The following is a 15,876-nucleotide window of genomic DNA, read 5'->3' as shown; positions in this document are numbered from 1 at the left end:
GAGCGGTTTTCAAGTGGAACCGCCCTGTCCTTCACTCCTCGGCCAGGGGATGGTGCTCCAGCACCAGCTCGCGCAGCCGCGCTTCCAGCACATGGGTATAGACCTCGGTCGTCGCCAGATCGGCATGGCCCAGCATCATCTGGATCGCCCGCAGGTCGGCGCCGTTCTGCAGCAGGTGCGTGGCGAAGGCGTGGCGGATCGTGTGCGGCGTCACCGTGGCCGGAGAGACCCCGGCCTTGACCGCGACGGTCTTCATCAGGACGAAGAAGGCCTGCCGCGTCATGTGGCCGGTCTGGCCGCGGCCGGGGAAGAGATAGGGCGAGGCGGGCTTGCCGCGGGCCTTCTTCGCGGCCTCCTCCTCGGCGTCGCGCTCGGCCAGCCAGGCGGCCAGCGTGGCCTTGGCGGGCGGCGAAAGCGGCACCAGCCGCTCCTTGTCGCCCTTGCCGCGCACCAGGATCATCGCCGGATTGCCGCGCACGGCGGAGACGGGCAGGGTGACGAGCTCGCTCACCCGCATGCCGGTGGCATAGAGCAGTTCCACCAGGCAGGTGGTGCGGGTCTTCTCCAGCTGGTTGCGGCCGTGGTTCTTGGCCGCCTCGAGAAGGCGTTCCACCTCCTCGATGCTCAGCGTCTTCGGCAGCCGCTTGGCCCGGCCGGGCCCGCGGATCTGGATCGCCGGATTGTCGCCGCGTAGGCCTTCCTCATAGGCGAAGCGGAAGAGCTGGCGGATCGAGGCGAGGCGGCGCGCGCGGGTGGCGCGCGACAGGCCCTGGGCCTCGCAGAACGCGATGTAGTCCTCGATGCCCGCGCGGTCGATCTTCAGGAAATCGCTGTCATGCCCGCCGAGCCAGGTGGCGAAGTCCTTCAGGTCGCGGCCATAGGCGAGGCGGGTGTTCAGCGCGGCGTCGAGCTCGGCGCTCTGCGCTTCGAGAAAGCGGCTGATCCAGCCCTCCATCATCGCCCGATCCCTCCGGCCAGGATCATGTCCGCCGCGATCCGCCGCGCCGCCTGGTCCTGGCCCGCCGCGCGCAGCAGCTCCAGCGCATGGACATGGTCCTCGAAATCGGCCTCGGCGCCCGGCACCAGCAGGGTCAGCGCCGAGAGGATCGCCTCGCCGGTGCCGTCGGCCAGCGGCACCGGGTCGTCCGCGAAGGCCGCCGCCAGCCGGTCGGCGCGGCTGTCGCCGGTCGCGGGGCTCTCATGGCCGCCCGCGATCGCCCAGGCGAGCTGCAGGTCGCTTCCCGCGCCGTCATGGATCGCCGCAGGCGCCTGGCCCGCGAAGAGCTGCAGCCGCAGTGCGGCCTCGGCGCCCGGTCCGCGCAGGCTCAGCCGCGTCAGCCGGTGCGCCATCATCTCGGCCAGGGCGGGCTCGAGCCCGGCCATGCCCATCGCCGAGCGCGCATCGATCAGCGCGGCAGAGACGGCGGAGGGATCGCCGGTATTCAGCGCCAGGTCCAGCGCCTGCACCGCGCGCACCCGGTCCCAGATCGCGCCCGAGACCGTCGCCTTGCGCTCGGTATAGAGCCCGAGCAGGCGGTTGCCCGAGACCGATCCGGCACGCGCCAGCCGCTCGGCCGCCTCGAGCTGCGCCTTCCAGCCGGAGACGAAGCGCAGGTCGGACCAGGCGAAGGCCAGCGGCAGGTCGCGGGTCGGCAGCGGCTCGCCGATCGCCTCGAACATGCGGAAGGCCAGCGGCGTGACCTGGCGGGGCGGGGTCAGCGGCGGCTCGCCCTCGTAGAGATCGGGATCGAGGAAGCGCGCCAGGAGCGCGTATTCCGACTCGGAGACATCGCCGAGGCCGCGGCCGCTTTCCAGCGTCAGCGCGGCGGTCGTCCAGCGGCCCTCGCGCGCCAGGCAGAAGACGCGGGTGATCGGATTGGGGGTCAGCCCGGGATTGGCCTCCAGCGCCTGGCAGGCGCGGTCCTCGCTGTCCGAGAGCAGGCTGATGTCGAACCAGCGGCGGAAGAGGTCGGGCGTGTCGGGCCCGGCGCGCTCGATCAGCGCCTGGGCACGGTCGATGGCGCCGCGGCGCAGGAGCGCGTCGATCCGCGCGGTCAAGAGCGCGTCGTCCATCCGCGCGGGCGGCTCGGCCTCGGTCAGCAGCAGCCGCTGCACCAGCGCCTGGGCGCCGGGATAGGGCGAGGGCGGCAGCCTGTCGAGCATGGCGATCACCCGGTCGCTGTCGCTGGTCTTCCACAGGTCGGGCGGCAGCCCGGCGGCGCGCGCCGGGATCAGCCCGGTCGCGTCGCGGTCGAGCTGGCCGAGCGTGCCGGTTTCCACCTGCGCGGCGCCCGCGGGGGGCGGCAGGCCCGGCGTGCTGCCGGACAGGCTGTCGCTGAGCCACGGCAGCGATCCGCCCGCGCGGTCCTGGGCCGCGGCCGGTTGCCCGGGCAGCGCCAGTCCGGCACAGAGCGCGACCGCGATGCGGACGCTACTGCGCACCGAGTTCCACCGGGATCGACATTTCGGTCGGCACTGGCGCCAGATTGCCGAAATAGGCGAATCCCACCAGCCCGAGTCCCGCTACGACCAGCAGGAATGCCAGTGCTTTCAGTATTATCATCTCAGACCTGCCTTCGGAGCCTCTGCGCGTTTGACGATGTTTCTTGTTCAACTTATACGTCGCCTCCCAGTATAACACGGCGGTGCCGTGTCTCAATCCGTCAATAGAGCAGGACCGGACCGGCAGATTGACCTACCGATTGAACAAGACAGTGGTCCTGGTGGGGATGATGGGCTGCGGCAAGACCTCGGTCGGCCGGGAACTGTCGCGTCAGCTCGGGGTCCCGTTCATGGATTCGGACGAGGAGATCGTGCGCGCCTCCTCCTACGAGATCCCCGAGCTCTTCGCCCGCTTCGGCGAGATCTATTTCCGCGAGAAGGAAACCCAGGTGATCCTGCGGCTCTTGCAGGACGAACCGAAAATCCTCTCGACCGGCGGCGGCGCCTGGATGAACCACACCAACCGCCTGAACATCAACCGCGACGGGCTGGCGGTCTGGCTGCAGGCGGATGTGCCGCTCCTGTGGTCGCGGGTGAAGGGGCGCACGGGCCGGCCGCTGCTGCAGACGGAGAACCCCTACCGCACGCTGGCCGAGCTCTGCGAGAGCCGCAATCCGGTCTATGCGCGCGCCCCGGTCCATGTCCGGGCCCGGCCCGAGGACAGCGTGGCCGACACGACCGGCCAAGTCATTTCGGAATTGGCGAAACTGAACGACATCCTGGAGGAGAGCGGTGAGCGAACCGGTTGAGCGGGTCCATGTGGCCCTTGGAGAGCGCGCCTATGACGTGCTGATCGCAGAGGGGCTTCTGGACCGGGCGGGCGCGCTGATCGCGCCGCTGCTCCACCGGCCCCGCGTCGCGATCGTGTCGGACAGCACCGTGGCCGGGCACCACCTGCCCGGTCTGGTCCGGTCGCTGGAGGCCGAGGGCATCGCCTCGGCGCATCTGTCGCTGCCGCCCGGCGAGGCGACGAAATGCTGGGGCCAGCTGGAGACGGTCTGCTCCTGGCTCCTCGACCAGCGGATCGAGCGGCGCGACATCGTGATCGCGCTCGGCGGCGGGGTGATCGGCGATCTGGTCGGCTTCGCGGCGGCAGTGCTGCGCCGGGGCGTGCGCTTCGTGCAGATCCCGACCTCGCTGCTGGCACAGGTCGACAGCTCGGTCGGCGGCAAGACCGGCATCAACACCCATCACGGCAAGAACCTGATCGGCGCCTTCCACCAGCCCTCGCTGGTGCTGGCGGATACCGGCGTGCTGGCTAGCCTTCCGCGGCGCGACCTGCTGGCGGGCTATGGCGAGGTGGTGAAATACGGCCTCCTGGGCGATGCCGCCTTCTTCGAATGGCTCGAGGCGAACGGCCCGAAGCTGGCCGCGGGCGATCCGGCGGCCCGGCTGCGCGCGGTGACGCGCTCGGTCGAGATGAAGGCCGAGATCGTGGCCCGCGACGAGACCGAGCAGGGCGACCGCGCGCTCCTGAACCTGGGCCACACCTTCTGCCATGCGCTCGAGGCGGCGACGGGCTATTCCGGCCGGCTGCTGCATGGCGAGGGCGTGGCGATCGGCTGCGCGCTGGCCTTCGAGCTCTCGGCGCGGCTGGGGCTCTGCTCGCAGGAGGCGCCCTCGCGGGTGCGCGCGCATCTGCGCGAGATGGGGATGAAGACCGACCTGGCCGACATTCCCGGCGAGCTGCCGGGCGCCGAGGCGCTGATCGGGCTGATGGCGCAGGACAAGAAGGTGCTGGACGGCAAGCTGCGGTTCATCCTCGCACGCGACATCGGCGCGGCCTTCGTGACCTCCGATGTCGCGCCAGGCGTGCTCCGCGAGATGCTGGACGAGGCCCTGGCCGCTGTCTAATCCCGCGATCGGCGGCGCGGCCCGAACGGCCGCGCCGGCCTTCCGGAGCGCAGCGCTCCGGCCATGGAGCGGCGCGGCAAAGAGCTCGTGCCATTCCGCCGCACCCGCGATATAACGGCGGCCATGCCGGCAGTCCTGGAATGCAATTCGGCGGTCCCGGGGACTGGCGGCGGAACCGAAATGACGGGCGACGCTGGAAGACGATGATGACACCTGACAGGCAAGAGCGGGACCGGAGCGCGACGGGCGGCAGCCCCTCCCTGATTGAACGCGCGTCCCGCCTCTCCGTGGCGCCGATGATGGACTGGACCGACCGTCACTGCCGCATGCTGCACCGGCAGTTCTCGGCCCGGGCGCTGCTCTATACCGAGATGGTCACCGCGCCCGCGCTGGTGCGCGGCGGCGCGCTGCATCTGCTGGACCATGACGCGGCCGAGCATCCGCTGGCGCTGCAGCTCGGCGGATCGGAGCCCGAGGAGCTGGCCGAGGCCGCGCGGCTCGGCCATGCGGCGGGCTATGGCGAGATCAACCTCAATGTCGGCTGCCCCTCGGACCGGGTGCAGTCGGGTGCCTTCGGCGCGGTGCTGATGCGCGATCCCGATCTGGTGGCGCGCTGCGTGGCGGCGATGATCGCGGCGAGCCCGGCCGAGGTGACGGTCAAATGCCGGATCGGCGTCGATGACGATGCGCCCGAAAAGGTGCTGCCGCATTTCCTCGAGACCGTCGCCGCCGCGGGCGTCCGCCGCTTTGCGATCCATGCCCGCAAGGCCTGGCTGCAGGGGCTGAGCCCGAAGGAGAACCGGGACGTCCCGCCGCTCGACTACCCGCTCGTCGTGGAGATGAAGCGCCGCTATCCCGGGCTGCATGTCTCGGTCAATGGCGGCATCGGCTCGCTGGAGGCGGCAGAGGGCTTCCTGCGGGACGGGCTCGACGGGGTGATGATCGGCCGGGCGGCCTATCACGAACCGGCGGCGATCCTTGCCGGGGCGGACCGCCGGATCTTCGGCGACAGCCACCCGGAGGTGACGGCGGAAGAGGCGGCGCGGGCGATGATCCCCTATATCGCCGACCATGTCGCTGCGGGCGGACGGGCGCATTCGGTCACGCGCCACATGCTGGGGCTCTTTGCCGGACGGCCCGGCGCGCGGGCCTGGCGGCGGCATCTCTCGACGGCCGCGGCGCGCGACGGCGCGGGGGCGGAGATCGTCGAGGAGGCGCTGGCGCTCATCCCCGGGGCGCTGGCCGCCGAGTGAGGCTCAGCGCGGTCCGCCCTCGGGCGTGCCCGAACGGCGGCGCCGGCGGCGCTGCGGCACCTGGCCCGCGCGCGAGGGCAGCTCGGCCATGACCGCGGCGCGCTCTTCGTCGCTGTAGAACTTCCAGCGCGAGATCTCCTCGACCGTGCGCAGGCAGCCGATGCAGAGCCGCGCCTCGTGATGCACCGTGCAGACCCCGGTGCAGGGGGAATTGGCCTTGTCACCCATCGGCAACTCCTTTCAGGTGCCTGAGGCGGTCGAGCGCGCCCTGCAGGATATAGCCCGCCGCCACATGGTCGATCACCTCGGCCCGGCGCCGCCGCGACGTGTCCGCCTCCAGCAGCGCCCGCTCCGCCGCCACCGTCGACAGCCGCTCGTCCCAGAAGGTCATGGGCAGCGGCGTCAGCTGGGCGAGGTTGCGGGCGAAGGCGCGGGTCGACTGGGCGCGCGGGCCTTCGGTTCCGTCCATGTTCCGCGGGAGTCCAAGCACGATCCCTGCCACCTGCCGCGGCTCGATGATCTTCAGCAGCGCCTGGGCGTCGAGGGTGAATTTCTTGCGCTTCACCGTCTCGATCGGACTGGCGACGCTGCGCATCGTGTCGGAGACGGCGACGCCGATCGTCTTGGTGCCGAGATCGAGCCCGGCAAGCGCGCCGAAGGGCGGGAGAGCGGCGGCGAATTCCGCGATGTCGTCAGTGATCATTGTCCAATCCCCGCCTCTGCCGCGGCCGCATCCACCTGGGCGAGCCCTTCGGGATCGGCGGCGAAGACCGTCTGCGCCTCGGCATGGATCGCCTGCGCCCGCTCGGTCTGGCCGAGCACGCCGAGCGCGCCGATCAGCCGGGCCCATTCCTGGGGGCTGCCGCCCTGGTCGGCCAGCCTCTCGGCCAGGCCCTCGACCATGCTCTCGATCATCGCCTGGCGGTCGGCGCCGGACATGTCCTGCGCGGCGGCGACATCGCCGGCGGAGGGGCCGGGCAGGCCCGTCACCGGCGCCTCGGGCGGCAGGGAATAGCGGACGCCCGCGCGCATCGCGGCATCCTCGATCTGGGCGCGGATCGCGCCGACCCAGGGCGCGTCCGGGCGGCTCTGCTCGAGCAGCTGCCGCCAGAGGCCGAAGGCCAGATCCGGCCGGCCGGTCTGGTTGTACATCACTGCCATGTAGTAGCGCGCCAGCGGGTTGCTGCCGTCGCGGGCCAGCGCCTGTTCCAGCGCCTTTTGCGCCTCGGGGCTGACATAGCCGCCGGCCGCGAGGACATAGAGCTCGCCCAGCTCCGCCCAGCCATCGGCGGGCGCGTCGTCGCCGGTCAGCTCCAGCAGCTTCGCCTGAGCGGCATAGGCGGCCTTGTAGTTGCCCAGATTGGCCTCGTTCTGCGCCAGAAGCTGGTAGCCGCGGGGATCCTCGCCGCGTTCGGCCACGGTCTGGCGCAGCCGCTCGACCAGCGCGAGGTACTCCGGATCGGCATCGGGGCGGGGCGATTGCGGCAGCTCGGCCTCGGCCTTCTCCTGCGACGGACGACTGCCGCGCAGCTCGTCGGTCATCGCGATCCGCTCTTTCAGCGGCAGGTCGCCATAGCCCGGCGCGCCGAGCTTCCAGTAGAGCCCGAGCGAGCCGCCCACCAGCACCAGGGCCCCGGCGACGATGGCCGCGACTGTCGCGGATTTCGGCGCGCTGTGGCCCGCGGCGTCGCCGCGCGTCTTGTCGGCATCCAGGATGCGGCGGGAGATCTCGAGCCGCGTGCGCTCGGCGGTCTCGGGCGAGATCACGCCGCGTTCCAGGTCGCGTTCGACATCCTCCAGCTGTTCGCGATAGACCGCGATGTCGAAATCGGCGGCGGCGCGCGCGGTGCCGCCCTGCCGGGCGAGGACGCGGATCAGGGGCAGGGCCACGACCAGCGCCATCAGGAAAGAGAGGATCCAGAAGCTCATGCGCTTCACATATGCGCTTCGGGTTCCGTGCAAAACCCGGATTCGCTGCGCAGGCCCGTCAATTCCCCGCAAGTCGCAGTCGGGGCGGACGGGCACCTGCGATCGCGCGCGGGCGAGGAAGATGAAGTTTCTCTGGCAAATCATTGAAATGTAATGATGCGCCATGCGAATCGGGAAGCACTCACAACGTCGCGCAAGCCATTGATATTACGTAGGGTTGCAAATCGCCACCGGGTTGCGTCTGGATTAGAAGTGTGCCTCAAGGCTATGTAAATGCATAATTTTAACCCCGCCGTGGTGCGGCCCTGCAACAGTCCGGAAGCAGGCGGTTGCGACGGGGAACCGGCAGGGCGGCGGGCCGTTATCCCGGAAGTTGAAACAGAGACGGAGCTTGCCCCATGGCCGAGAAATCCCCCAATACCACCCTGGCATTCCTTCTGGGCGCCTGCCTTGTCGCCCTCGTCGGCGTCGTTGCCTATGTCTATACGGGCGGCGATTTCGGGCAGGAGAGCGAGCCGGAGATCCAGATCGACCTGCCCGGCGGGGACGGCTGAGAGACGGGGCCCGGGGTTGATCTGTGACAATCTGAAGCCGCAGGGCAAGACGCGCGAAACCCGCCCGGAAGGGCCGGTTTTGCCGCTGTTAGCGGGGAAAACGCGCGGAATTCCGCATTGTTCCGCAGAAATGGACATGTCGCGGAAAAACCTGTGCCAGCGCCGTGGCGGGGTTGACGCGCCGCGGCAGGAGGCCTCTATACAGGGCACGACCAATAACCTGTGAGGGGTCCAACATGGCTTTCGAACTTCCCGATCTTCCCTACGCCCATGACGCGCTTGCCGATCTGGGCATGTCCAAGGAAACCCTCGAGTTTCACCACGACATCCACCACAAGGCCTATGTCGACAACGGCAACAAGCTGATTGCCGGGACCGAGTGGGAAGGCAAGTCGCTGGAAGAGATCATCGCCGGCACCTATTCCTCTGGCGCGGTTGCCCAGAACGGCATCTTCAACAATGCCTCGCAGCACTGGAACCACATCCAGTTCTGGGAAATGATGGGTCCGGGCACCGGCGCGATGCCGGGCGAGCTGGAAAAGGCGATCACCGAGTCCTTCGGTTCCGTCGACAAGTTCAAGGAAGACTTCGCCGCCGCGGGCGCGGGCCAGTTCGGCTCGGGCTGGTGCTGGCTGGTGAAGGACGCGGATGGCAGCCTGAAGGTCACCAAGACCGAGAACGGCGTCAACCCGATCTGCTTCGGCCAGACCGCGCTTCTGGGCTGCGACGTGTGGGAGCATTCCTACTACATCGACTTCCGCAACAAGCGTCCGGCCTACCTGACCAACTTCCTCGAGAAGCTGGTCAACTGGGAAAACGTGGCGTCGCGCCTGGGCTGAGCCCGGCGGCACTGCAGATGCGAGGCCTGCCCCCGGAAAGGGGCGGGCCTTTTTCTTTGGGCGGCCTCAGGCGGCCAGCTCGATCCAGACCGGCACATGGTCCGAGGGCTTCACCCGGCCGCGGATGGCGCGGTCGATCTGGGCGTCTTCCAGAAGGTCGGCGGCCTGCGGGCTAAGGAGCAGATGGTCGATGCGGATGCCGTTGTCGCGGTCCCAGCAGCCGGCCTGGTAGTCCCAGAAGCTGAAATCGCGCAGCGCGGGCTGGGGCGGGCGGTGCGGATGCACGGCGCGCAGCGCATCGGTCAGCCCCAGCGCCAGCAGGCGCCGCCAGGCCTGGCGCGTCTCGGGCAGGAACAGCGCGTCCGTGGTCCATTCGGCAGGGTTCGCGGCGTCCTCGGGCTGCGGGATGATGTTGTAGTCGCCCGCGAAAAGCACCGGCTCCTCCAGCGCGAGCAGCTCCGTCACCCGGGCCTCCATCCGCTTCAGCCAGCCGAGCTTGTAGTCGTATTTCGGCCCCGGCGCGGGATTGCCGTTGGGCAGGTAGAGCCCGCAGATCCGCACCGGCTTTTCGCCGATCACCGTCGCCTCGATCCAGCGCGCCTGCTCGTCGCTGTCATCGCCGGGCAGGCCGCGGGTGACGTCCTCGAGCGGCAGCTTCGACAGGACCGCCACGCCGTTGAAGCTTTTCTGGCCATGGGTCTCGATGCGGTAGCCGCGTTCCTCGAAGGGCTCGTGCGGCACGCCGGCATCGACCGATTTGAGCTCCTGCAGCACCGCGACATCCGGCTGCGCCTCGTCGAGCCAGTCGAGCAGGGCGGGCAGGCGCGCCTTGATCCCGTTGATGTTAAAAGTGGCGATCTTCATCTTGGCTGTTCCCTTGCGGCCTCGCTGCAACTCGACCGAGCGGCGGGCCGCTGTCAAGCCGCCGCCTGCGTCGGTCCGCGGCTGGAAGCACGGGGCGCGATCGGCTACACCTTGGGGCATGTCGAGAGCGGTCGAGGAATAACGTGGAAAAGTTTCTGTTCTGTCTGGGAGTTAGCAAGGGGGGCACGACCTGGCTCCATTCGGCTCTGGTCCGCAATCCCGGGATCGGCCGCATTCCCCGCAAGGAGCTGCACTACTATCTGCGGCAGTACGGCAATGTCGACCGGCTGACCGATTCCGCGCGGCTGGGCGCGCTGGCGATGCATTGCCGCCGGGCCCGCTTCGTCTCGCCCGAGGACGAGCTCGGCCGTTCGGTCCTGACCGATCCGGATACCTATGGCTGTCCCTGGGACGGGGAAATGGCGCGCAACTGGGCCCAGGGCGGCATCAGCTCCAAGCGCTACGGCGCCTTCCTGCAGTCGCTGGAATGGTACAAGCGCTTCCTCAAGGGGCCGGTCGACGACAATTGGTACCGCAGCCTCTTCGCCGACGTGCCGGACGACCGCTGGGCGCTGGATTTCTCGACGACGAATTTCCTCGCCACGCGGGCGGGGTTCCGCGACATGTCGGCGGTGGCGCGCGACACCCGCGCGATCATCGTGCTGCGCGATCCGATCGACCGGCTCTGGTCGCACATGAAATTCCATGCCGATGTCACCCGCGACATCCTGCGCTTCCATGTCTGGAGCACGCAGGCGCTGCGCGATTTCGCCACGCATCATCAGCTGGTCAACAGCAGCCTCTATGGCGACGCGATCGAGAACATGAAGGAAAGCTTCGGCGAGGAGAAATCGCTGGTGCTGAATTTCGAGGATATCCGCACCCGCCCGGCGGGGATGTTCGAGGATGTCGAGCGCTTCCTCGAGCTCGATCCTGTCGGCCTGCCGAAGCGCGACGACGATGACGCACGGATCATCAACGCCTCGGCCAAGCTGCCGATGCCGAAGGGGCTGTTCGCGCATATCGCCGGCGAGTTCGAGCGCGACCTGGAGCGGGTGGCCAAGGCTGGCGTCAGCTTCGTCGAGCCCTGGATCGCGCATGCCCAGGCCCACCAGAAAGAGAAGCCGGTCCCGGAACTCATGGGGATCCGGCCACTTGCCAAGCGCGCGGTCAACTACCTGGTCGAGGACCGCCGCCGCCGCCAGGTGCTGCAGACCGAGCGCTGAGCCATGCCGGCCCGCCTCTGCGGGCCGGTGTCCCGGTCACATCGAGAAGCTGGTGCCGCAGCCGCAGGAAGAGGCGGCATTCGGGTTCTCGATCACGAAGCGCGCGCCGATCAGCTCCTCGGAGAAGTCGATCACCGCATCCGACAGGAAGGGCAGGGAGACCTCGTCGACCACGACCTTCTGGCCATGGCCCTCGAGCACGAGGTCGCCCTCGCCGGGCTCGTCGAGCGTGATCTCGTACTGGAAGCCGGAACAGCCGCCGCCTTCCACCGCGATGCGCAGGGCTTTCGTCTCGGCCGCGGCCGCGTTGATTTCGGCGAGACGCCCGAAGGCGCGCTCGGTCACTTTGGGGGGCAGGGTCAGGTCCATCCGGCGATCTCCGCACTTGGAAGCTACGATCAGAAAATATAAGTGGTGACGAGGCCACAGACAAGAAAGCAGCACGGCATGTGCCAGCCCTATGCGAGCGACCCCCACCGGCTGAGAGGCCGACTCTACCCCGAAGAGGAGTCGAGTTTCCGCTCTCCGTACCAGCGCGACCGCGACCGCATCATCCATTGCAACGCGTTCCGGCGTCTGAAGCACAAGACCCAGGTCTTTGTCGAGCACGAGGGCGACTACTACCGCACCCGGCTGACCCACTCGATCGAAGTGGCGCAGGTCGCGCGGACGATCGCCCGGGCGCTGGGGCTCAACAGCGACCTGACCGAGGCGGTGGCGCTGGCCCATGATCTCGGCCACACGCCCTTCGGCCATACCGGCGAGGATGCGCTGCAGGACTGCATGGCGCCCTGGGGCGGCTTCGACCACAATGCCCAGGCGATCCGTATCGTCACCCGGCTGGAAACGCAGTACGCGGCCTTCGACGGGCTCAACCTGACCTGGGAATGCCTCGAGGGCATCGCCAAGCATAACGGGCCGGTGCTGGGCGCGGTGCCCGCGGCGCTGGCGACCTACAATGCCCAGCACGACCTGGAGCTCGGCACCCATGCCAGCGCGGAGGCTCAGGCCGCCGCGCTGTCGGACGACATCGCCTATACCAATCACGACCTGCTCGACGGTCTGCGCGCCGGGCTCTTCTCCGAGGACGACCTGATGGCGCTGCCGATCCTGGAGCCGGCCTTCCGCGAGGTCGACCGGCTCTATCCCGGCACCGAGCAGATCCGCCGCCGCCACGAGGCGCTGCGCCGGGTCTTCGGGGTGATGGTCTCGGACGTGATCGAGACCAGCCGCGCCCGGCTGGAGGCGCTGGCGCCCGGCTCGGTGGAGGATATCCGCGCCGCGGGCCATGCGGTCGTCGCCTTCTCGGACCCGGTCTGGCGCGACCTGAAGCTGATCCGCGCCTTCCTGTTCGAGCGGATGTACCGCGCGCCCTCGGTGATGCTGAAGCGCGCCGAGGCCGAACAGGTGATTCGCGAGCTCTTCCCGCTCTACATGGCGCAGCCCGGGCTCTTGCCCGCGCGCTGGCATGCCCGTGCGCTGGTGGCGCAGGAGGGGCGGCTGGCGCGGATGGTGGCCGACTACATCGCCGGAATGACCGACCGCTACGCGATCCAGGCGCATCGCCGGCACTGCCCGGAGCCGCTGCGCTATCTCTAGCCCGCCGGGACCGGCCCGGGCCCGGGCCGGTCCCGGCGGGCCAGATTGAATTCCCGCCGCGGGAACTGTAGCTTGCGCGGCAAGCGCCCGGAGCGCTGCCGGATGTCGAGGAATGCGCCCCATGAACTTGCCCGCCATTGCGAACGCGGACGCCATCGTCAACTTGACCACCTTCCTGCTGGGGCTGGCGGGGGCGGCGCTGTTCGGAGCGGTGGCGGCGGCGGTGCAGGCCCGCCGGGGCTATACCGGCCATAATTTCCGCTTCACCATGACCGAGCTGATCGTCCGCTCGGTGGTCGCGCTCCTGGCGGTGATCGCCTTCTCGGTGCTGGCGAAGCTGCCCCTGGACGACGGGAGCATCACCCTGATCGCCGTCGTGCTGGCGGTGCTGTCGATGATCTTCGCCTTCGTCACCTATGCGCGGCTGACCTTCCGGCTGTTCTTCCACGCGCTCAAGAGCGTCTGAGCCCGCGCCCGCCGGGGAAAGCGCCCCCGGACCATGCCGGCCGTTGACGCCCCGGCTGCGGATGCTACACCGCGCCGAGGCAAAGGTGGACGCTATGAACCTGTTTTCCGAAGTGAAGGACCTGGTCCTGACCCAGCTCGACGCTCTGGTGGCGGAGGGCAAGCTGCCCGAAGGGCTCGACACCAAGAACGTGACGGTGGAACCGCCGCGCGACGCGTCGCATGGCGACATGGCGACCAATGCCGCGATGGTCCTGGCCAAGCCCGCCAAGATGAAGCCGCGCGACATCGCCGAGGCGCTGGCGGAGAAGCTGGTCGCCGATCCGCGGGTCGAAGAGGCCGGTGTCGCCGGTCCGGGCTTCCTGAACCTGACGCTGACCGCCGCCACCTGGCAGGCCGAGGTCGCGCAGATTCTCACCCACGGCCGGGCCTATGGCCGTTCCGGCCTGGGCGCCGGCAAGAAGATCAATGTCGAATATGTCTCTGCGAATCCGACTGGACCGATGCATGTCGGCCACACTCGGGGCGCGGTATTCGGCGACGCATTGGCGTCGCTTCTCGACTATGCGGGCTACGAGGTCACGCGCGAATACTACATCAACGACGGCGGCGGGCAGGTCGACACGCTCGCCCGGTCCGTCTACCTGCGCTATCTCGAGGCGCATGGCCAGGAGGTCAGCTTTCCCGACGGGACCTATCCCGGCGACTACCTGATCGCGGTCGGCGAGAAGCTGAAGGACAAGGTCGACGAGGCCTATATCGGCCAGCCCGAAGAGGTCTGGCTGGAAGAGGTCCGCGAATTCGCGACCGAGGAGATGATGGCGCTGATCCGCGAGGATCTCGCCGCGCTCGGCGTGCGGATGGACAATTTCTATTCCGAGAAATCGCTCTACGGCACCGGCCAGATCGAGAAGGCGCTGGCCGATCTCAAGGCCAAGGGGCTGATCTACCAGGGCGTGCTGGAGCCGCCGAAGGGCAAGGTCCCCGAGGACTGGGAACCGCGCGAGCAGACGCTGTTCAAATCGACCGCCCATGGCGACGATGTCGACCGCCCGGTGATGAAGTCGGATGGCAGCTGGACCTATTTTGCCCCGGATATCGCCTATCATTATGACAAGGTTTCAAGGGGTTACGATGCGCTGATCGACGTGTTCGGCGCCGATCACGGCGGCTATGTCAAGCGGATGAAGGCGGCCGTGGCCGCGCTTTCGGGCGGGACCGTGCCGCTCGACATCAAGCTGATCCAGCTCGTGAAGCTCTGGAAGGATGGCGCGGAATTCAAGATGTCGAAGCGCGCCGGCACCTTCGTGACGCTGCGCGACGTGGTCGACCAGGTCGGCCCCGACGTCACCCGCTTCGTCATGCTGACCCGCAAGAACGACGCGCCGCTCGACTTCGATTTCGACAAGGTGCTGGAGCAGTCGAAGGACAATCCGGTCTTCTACGTGCAGTACGCCTATGCCCGGATGTCCTCGGTCCTGAACAAGGCGGCGGCGCAGGGCGTCGACATTTCCGATGCCGCGATTTCGCGCACCGACCTGTCGCATCTGAGCGATCCGGCCGAGCTGAAAGTGGCGAAGAAGCTGGCCGAATGGCCGCGCCTCGTCGAGATCGCGGCGCGCGGGAACGAGCCGCACCGCATCGCCTTCTACCTCTACGAACTGGCCGGCGACTTCCACGCGCTGTGGAACCGCGGCAACGACCAGACCGAGCTGCGCTTCATCCAGGACGGCGATCCCCAGGCGACATCGGCAAAAATTGCACTGCCGCGCGCGGTCGGCGTTGTGATTTCGGCCGGTCTTGGTATTCTTGGCGTGACCCCGCTGGAGGAAATGCGCTGACTTAAACGGCGACCCCGGCGGCGGACATTGAGGCAGAACCGCAGACAAGAGGACGGGCCACGATAAGGTCCGCCGCATGGGGCTTAGATGGCAAACCCGGAATTCACCGAGGACTTCACGGACGACGTATCTTCCGAGGCCGTCGTCTCTTCCTTCATGGGCTGGCTCGGCGCAGGCTGCTCGCTTGCGCTGATCGTCGGCGTCGGATGGTGGTCCTATGACCTGGCCATGCGCGAGACCAACGGCATCCCGGTGATCGCCGCGCTGGAAGGCCCGGCACGGATCGCGCCCGAGACGCCGGGCGGCTTCGAGGCCGAGCATCAGGGCATGTCCGTGACCGAGCTCTCCTCCGCTGCCGACGTGATGGCACCCGAGGAGATCACCCTGGCGCCCGCGCCGGTGAGCCTGCAGGAGACCGACCAGCCCGTCGCCGAAATCGCACCGGTCGCGCGCCAGCGCACCCTGCGCGACGCGGTCAATGACGCGCTGCAGGATGCCGGCGTGCTGCCGAGCGCCGCCGAGGCCTCGACCGCGCCGGTCGATGCGCCGATGGAGGCTTCCACCATCCCGACCATCATGAATTCCGCGCCGCGCCCGTCGCCGCGGCCGAATCTGGGCGTGGTCAGCCGCGCCTCCTATTCCGTGCCGGTGGAAGAGCCGAAGAAATCGCTCGACCTCGATCCGGGGCTGATGGCGATCGGCACTCGCCTGGTGCAGCTCGGAGCCTATGACAGCACGGCGACCGCCGAATCCGAATGGAGCCGCCTGAGCGGCCGCTTCCCCGGCTATTTCGACGGCAAGCAGCGGGTGATCGAGCGGACCGAGCGCAACGGCAAGGTCTTCTACCGTCTCCGCGTCCACGGCTTCAGCGACGTCGCCGACAGCCGCCGCTTCTGCGCCTCGCTCCAGGCCGGCGGCGCCGATTGCATCCCGGTGCAGGTCCGCTGATA

18 protein-coding genes are annotated in these 15,876 nt (G+C 68.6%); 10 read left to right on the top strand and 8 right to left on the bottom strand.

Features of this window, described 5'->3' with window-relative positions; translation table 11 throughout:
• Positions 1-31: 31 nt before the first annotated feature.
• The 3 genes from FGX59_RS02395 to FGX59_RS39255 are packed head-to-tail and all read right to left on the bottom strand — an operon-like array spanning position 32 to position 2,563.
• Entirely contained in the window at positions 32-958 is a 927-nt protein-coding gene (locus FGX59_RS02395; RefSeq protein WP_171060487.1) for a site-specific tyrosine recombinase XerD, read from the bottom strand.
• The gene (locus FGX59_RS02390) at positions 955-2,442 is read right to left on the bottom strand and encodes a hypothetical protein (RefSeq protein ID WP_138464911.1); all 1,488 of its coding nucleotides are present in this window, start codon (positions 2,440-2,442) and stop codon (positions 955-957) included. Before FGX59_RS02390 ends, FGX59_RS02395 begins: the two co-directional genes overlap by 4 nt.
• Complete coding sequence (locus tag FGX59_RS39255; protein WP_255471527.1) at positions 2,432-2,563, bottom strand: hypothetical protein; 132 nt, start codon at positions 2,561-2,563, stop codon at positions 2,432-2,434. Before FGX59_RS39255 ends, FGX59_RS02390 begins: the two co-directional genes overlap by 11 nt.
• Before the next feature lie 82 nt (positions 2,564-2,645).
• On the opposite strand from FGX59_RS39255, the gene FGX59_RS02385 reads away from it, so the two are divergent.
• The 3 genes from FGX59_RS02385 to dusA all read left to right on the top strand — a co-directional run bounded on the left by FGX59_RS02385 (position 2,646) and on the right by dusA (position 5,609).
• Positions 2,646-3,251 carry a shikimate kinase gene (locus FGX59_RS02385; protein WP_255471530.1) on the top strand — a complete coding sequence of 202 codons (606 nt, stop codon included), beginning with the start codon at positions 2,646-2,648 and terminating at the stop codon, positions 3,249-3,251.
• Complete coding sequence (gene aroB, locus FGX59_RS02380) at positions 3,235-4,356, top strand: 3-dehydroquinate synthase (protein ID WP_138464910.1); 1,122 nt, start codon at positions 3,235-3,237, stop codon at positions 4,354-4,356. Before FGX59_RS02385 ends, aroB begins: the two co-directional genes overlap by 17 nt.
• Before the next feature lie 206 nt (positions 4,357-4,562).
• On the top strand, positions 4,563-5,609 hold the full coding sequence (gene dusA / locus FGX59_RS02375) for a tRNA dihydrouridine(20/20a) synthase DusA (protein WP_138464909.1): 1,047 nt from the start codon (positions 4,563-4,565) through the stop codon (positions 5,607-5,609).
• Positions 5,610-5,612: 3 nt separating this feature from the next.
• Here the strand turns inward: dusA and FGX59_RS02370 are convergent, their stop codons facing one another.
• Genes FGX59_RS02370 through ccmI form a run of 3 tightly spaced genes read right to left on the bottom strand, consistent with a single transcriptional unit; the run spans position 5,613 to position 7,538 of the window.
• Positions 5,613-5,837 (bottom strand): DUF1289 domain-containing protein, encoded by a 225-nt coding sequence (locus FGX59_RS02370; RefSeq protein WP_138464908.1) that lies wholly within the window; start codon positions 5,835-5,837, stop codon positions 5,613-5,615.
• Positions 5,830-6,312 (bottom strand): Holliday junction resolvase RuvX, encoded by a 483-nt coding sequence (ruvX, locus tag FGX59_RS02365; protein WP_138464907.1) that lies wholly within the window; start codon positions 6,310-6,312, stop codon positions 5,830-5,832. The genes FGX59_RS02370 and ruvX overlap by 8 nt, the downstream gene beginning before the upstream one ends.
• Complete coding sequence (gene ccmI / locus FGX59_RS02360; protein ID WP_138464906.1) at positions 6,309-7,538, bottom strand: c-type cytochrome biogenesis protein CcmI; 1,230 nt, start codon at positions 7,536-7,538, stop codon at positions 6,309-6,311. Before ccmI ends, ruvX begins: the two co-directional genes overlap by 4 nt.
• 398 nt (positions 7,539-7,936) lie before the next feature.
• On the opposite strand from ccmI, the gene FGX59_RS37450 reads away from it, so the two are divergent.
• Together FGX59_RS37450 and FGX59_RS02355 are read left to right on the top strand one after the other, a co-directional pair.
• A complete protein-coding gene (locus FGX59_RS37450; protein ID WP_171060486.1) occupies positions 7,937-8,092 on the top strand; it encodes a hypothetical protein in 156 nt (51 codons plus the stop codon).
• 236 nt (positions 8,093-8,328) lie between these two features.
• A complete protein-coding gene (locus tag FGX59_RS02355; RefSeq protein ID WP_138464905.1) occupies positions 8,329-8,931 on the top strand; it encodes a superoxide dismutase in 603 nt (200 codons plus the stop codon).
• 66 nt (positions 8,932-8,997) lie between these two features.
• Here the strand turns inward: FGX59_RS02355 and xth are convergent, their stop codons facing one another.
• On the bottom strand, positions 8,998-9,795 hold the full coding sequence (gene xth / locus FGX59_RS02350; RefSeq protein WP_138464904.1) for an exodeoxyribonuclease III: 798 nt from the start codon (positions 9,793-9,795) through the stop codon (positions 8,998-9,000).
• 143 nt (positions 9,796-9,938) lie between these two features.
• Here xth and FGX59_RS02345 point away from each other — a divergent pair, with 143 nt between their 5' ends.
• Entirely contained in the window at positions 9,939-11,021 is a 1,083-nt protein-coding gene (locus FGX59_RS02345; RefSeq protein ID WP_138464903.1) for a sulfotransferase domain-containing protein, read from the top strand.
• 36 nt (positions 11,022-11,057) lie between these two features.
• On the opposite strand, the gene FGX59_RS02340 is transcribed toward FGX59_RS02345, so the two are convergent.
• The gene (locus tag FGX59_RS02340) at positions 11,058-11,390 is read right to left on the bottom strand and encodes an iron-sulfur cluster assembly accessory protein (protein WP_171060485.1); all 333 of its coding nucleotides are present in this window, start codon (positions 11,388-11,390) and stop codon (positions 11,058-11,060) included.
• 78 nt (positions 11,391-11,468) lie between these two features.
• On the opposite strand from FGX59_RS02340, the gene FGX59_RS02335 reads away from it, so the two are divergent.
• The 4 genes from FGX59_RS02335 (at position 11,469) to FGX59_RS02320 (ending at position 15,874) form a co-directional block, all read left to right on the top strand.
• Positions 11,469-12,620, top strand: a complete 1,152-nt coding sequence (locus tag FGX59_RS02335) for a deoxyguanosinetriphosphate triphosphohydrolase (protein WP_138464902.1) — start codon at positions 11,469-11,471, stop codon at positions 12,618-12,620.
• 121 nt (positions 12,621-12,741) lie between these two features.
• Positions 12,742-13,086 (top strand): hypothetical protein, encoded by a 345-nt coding sequence (locus FGX59_RS02330; RefSeq protein ID WP_138464901.1) that lies wholly within the window; start codon positions 12,742-12,744, stop codon positions 13,084-13,086.
• A 94-nt stretch (positions 13,087-13,180) separates the two neighbouring features.
• Positions 13,181-14,926 (top strand): arginine--tRNA ligase, encoded by a 1,746-nt coding sequence (gene argS / locus FGX59_RS02325; RefSeq protein WP_138464900.1) that lies wholly within the window; start codon positions 13,181-13,183, stop codon positions 14,924-14,926.
• Positions 14,927-15,013: 87 nt separating this feature from the next.
• On the top strand, positions 15,014-15,874 hold the full coding sequence (locus FGX59_RS02320) for an SPOR domain-containing protein (RefSeq protein WP_138464899.1): 861 nt from the start codon (positions 15,014-15,016) through the stop codon (positions 15,872-15,874).
• Positions 15,875-15,876: the final 2 nt, after the last annotated feature.

Source organism: Poseidonocella sp. HB161398 (assembly GCF_005870025.1).
Taxonomy (GTDB): Bacteria; Pseudomonadota; Alphaproteobacteria; order Rhodobacterales; family Rhodobacteraceae; genus Mangrovicoccus.
The sequence above is the reverse complement of the archived record's forward strand: the minus strand, read 5'-3'. Positions and strand labels throughout refer to the sequence as shown.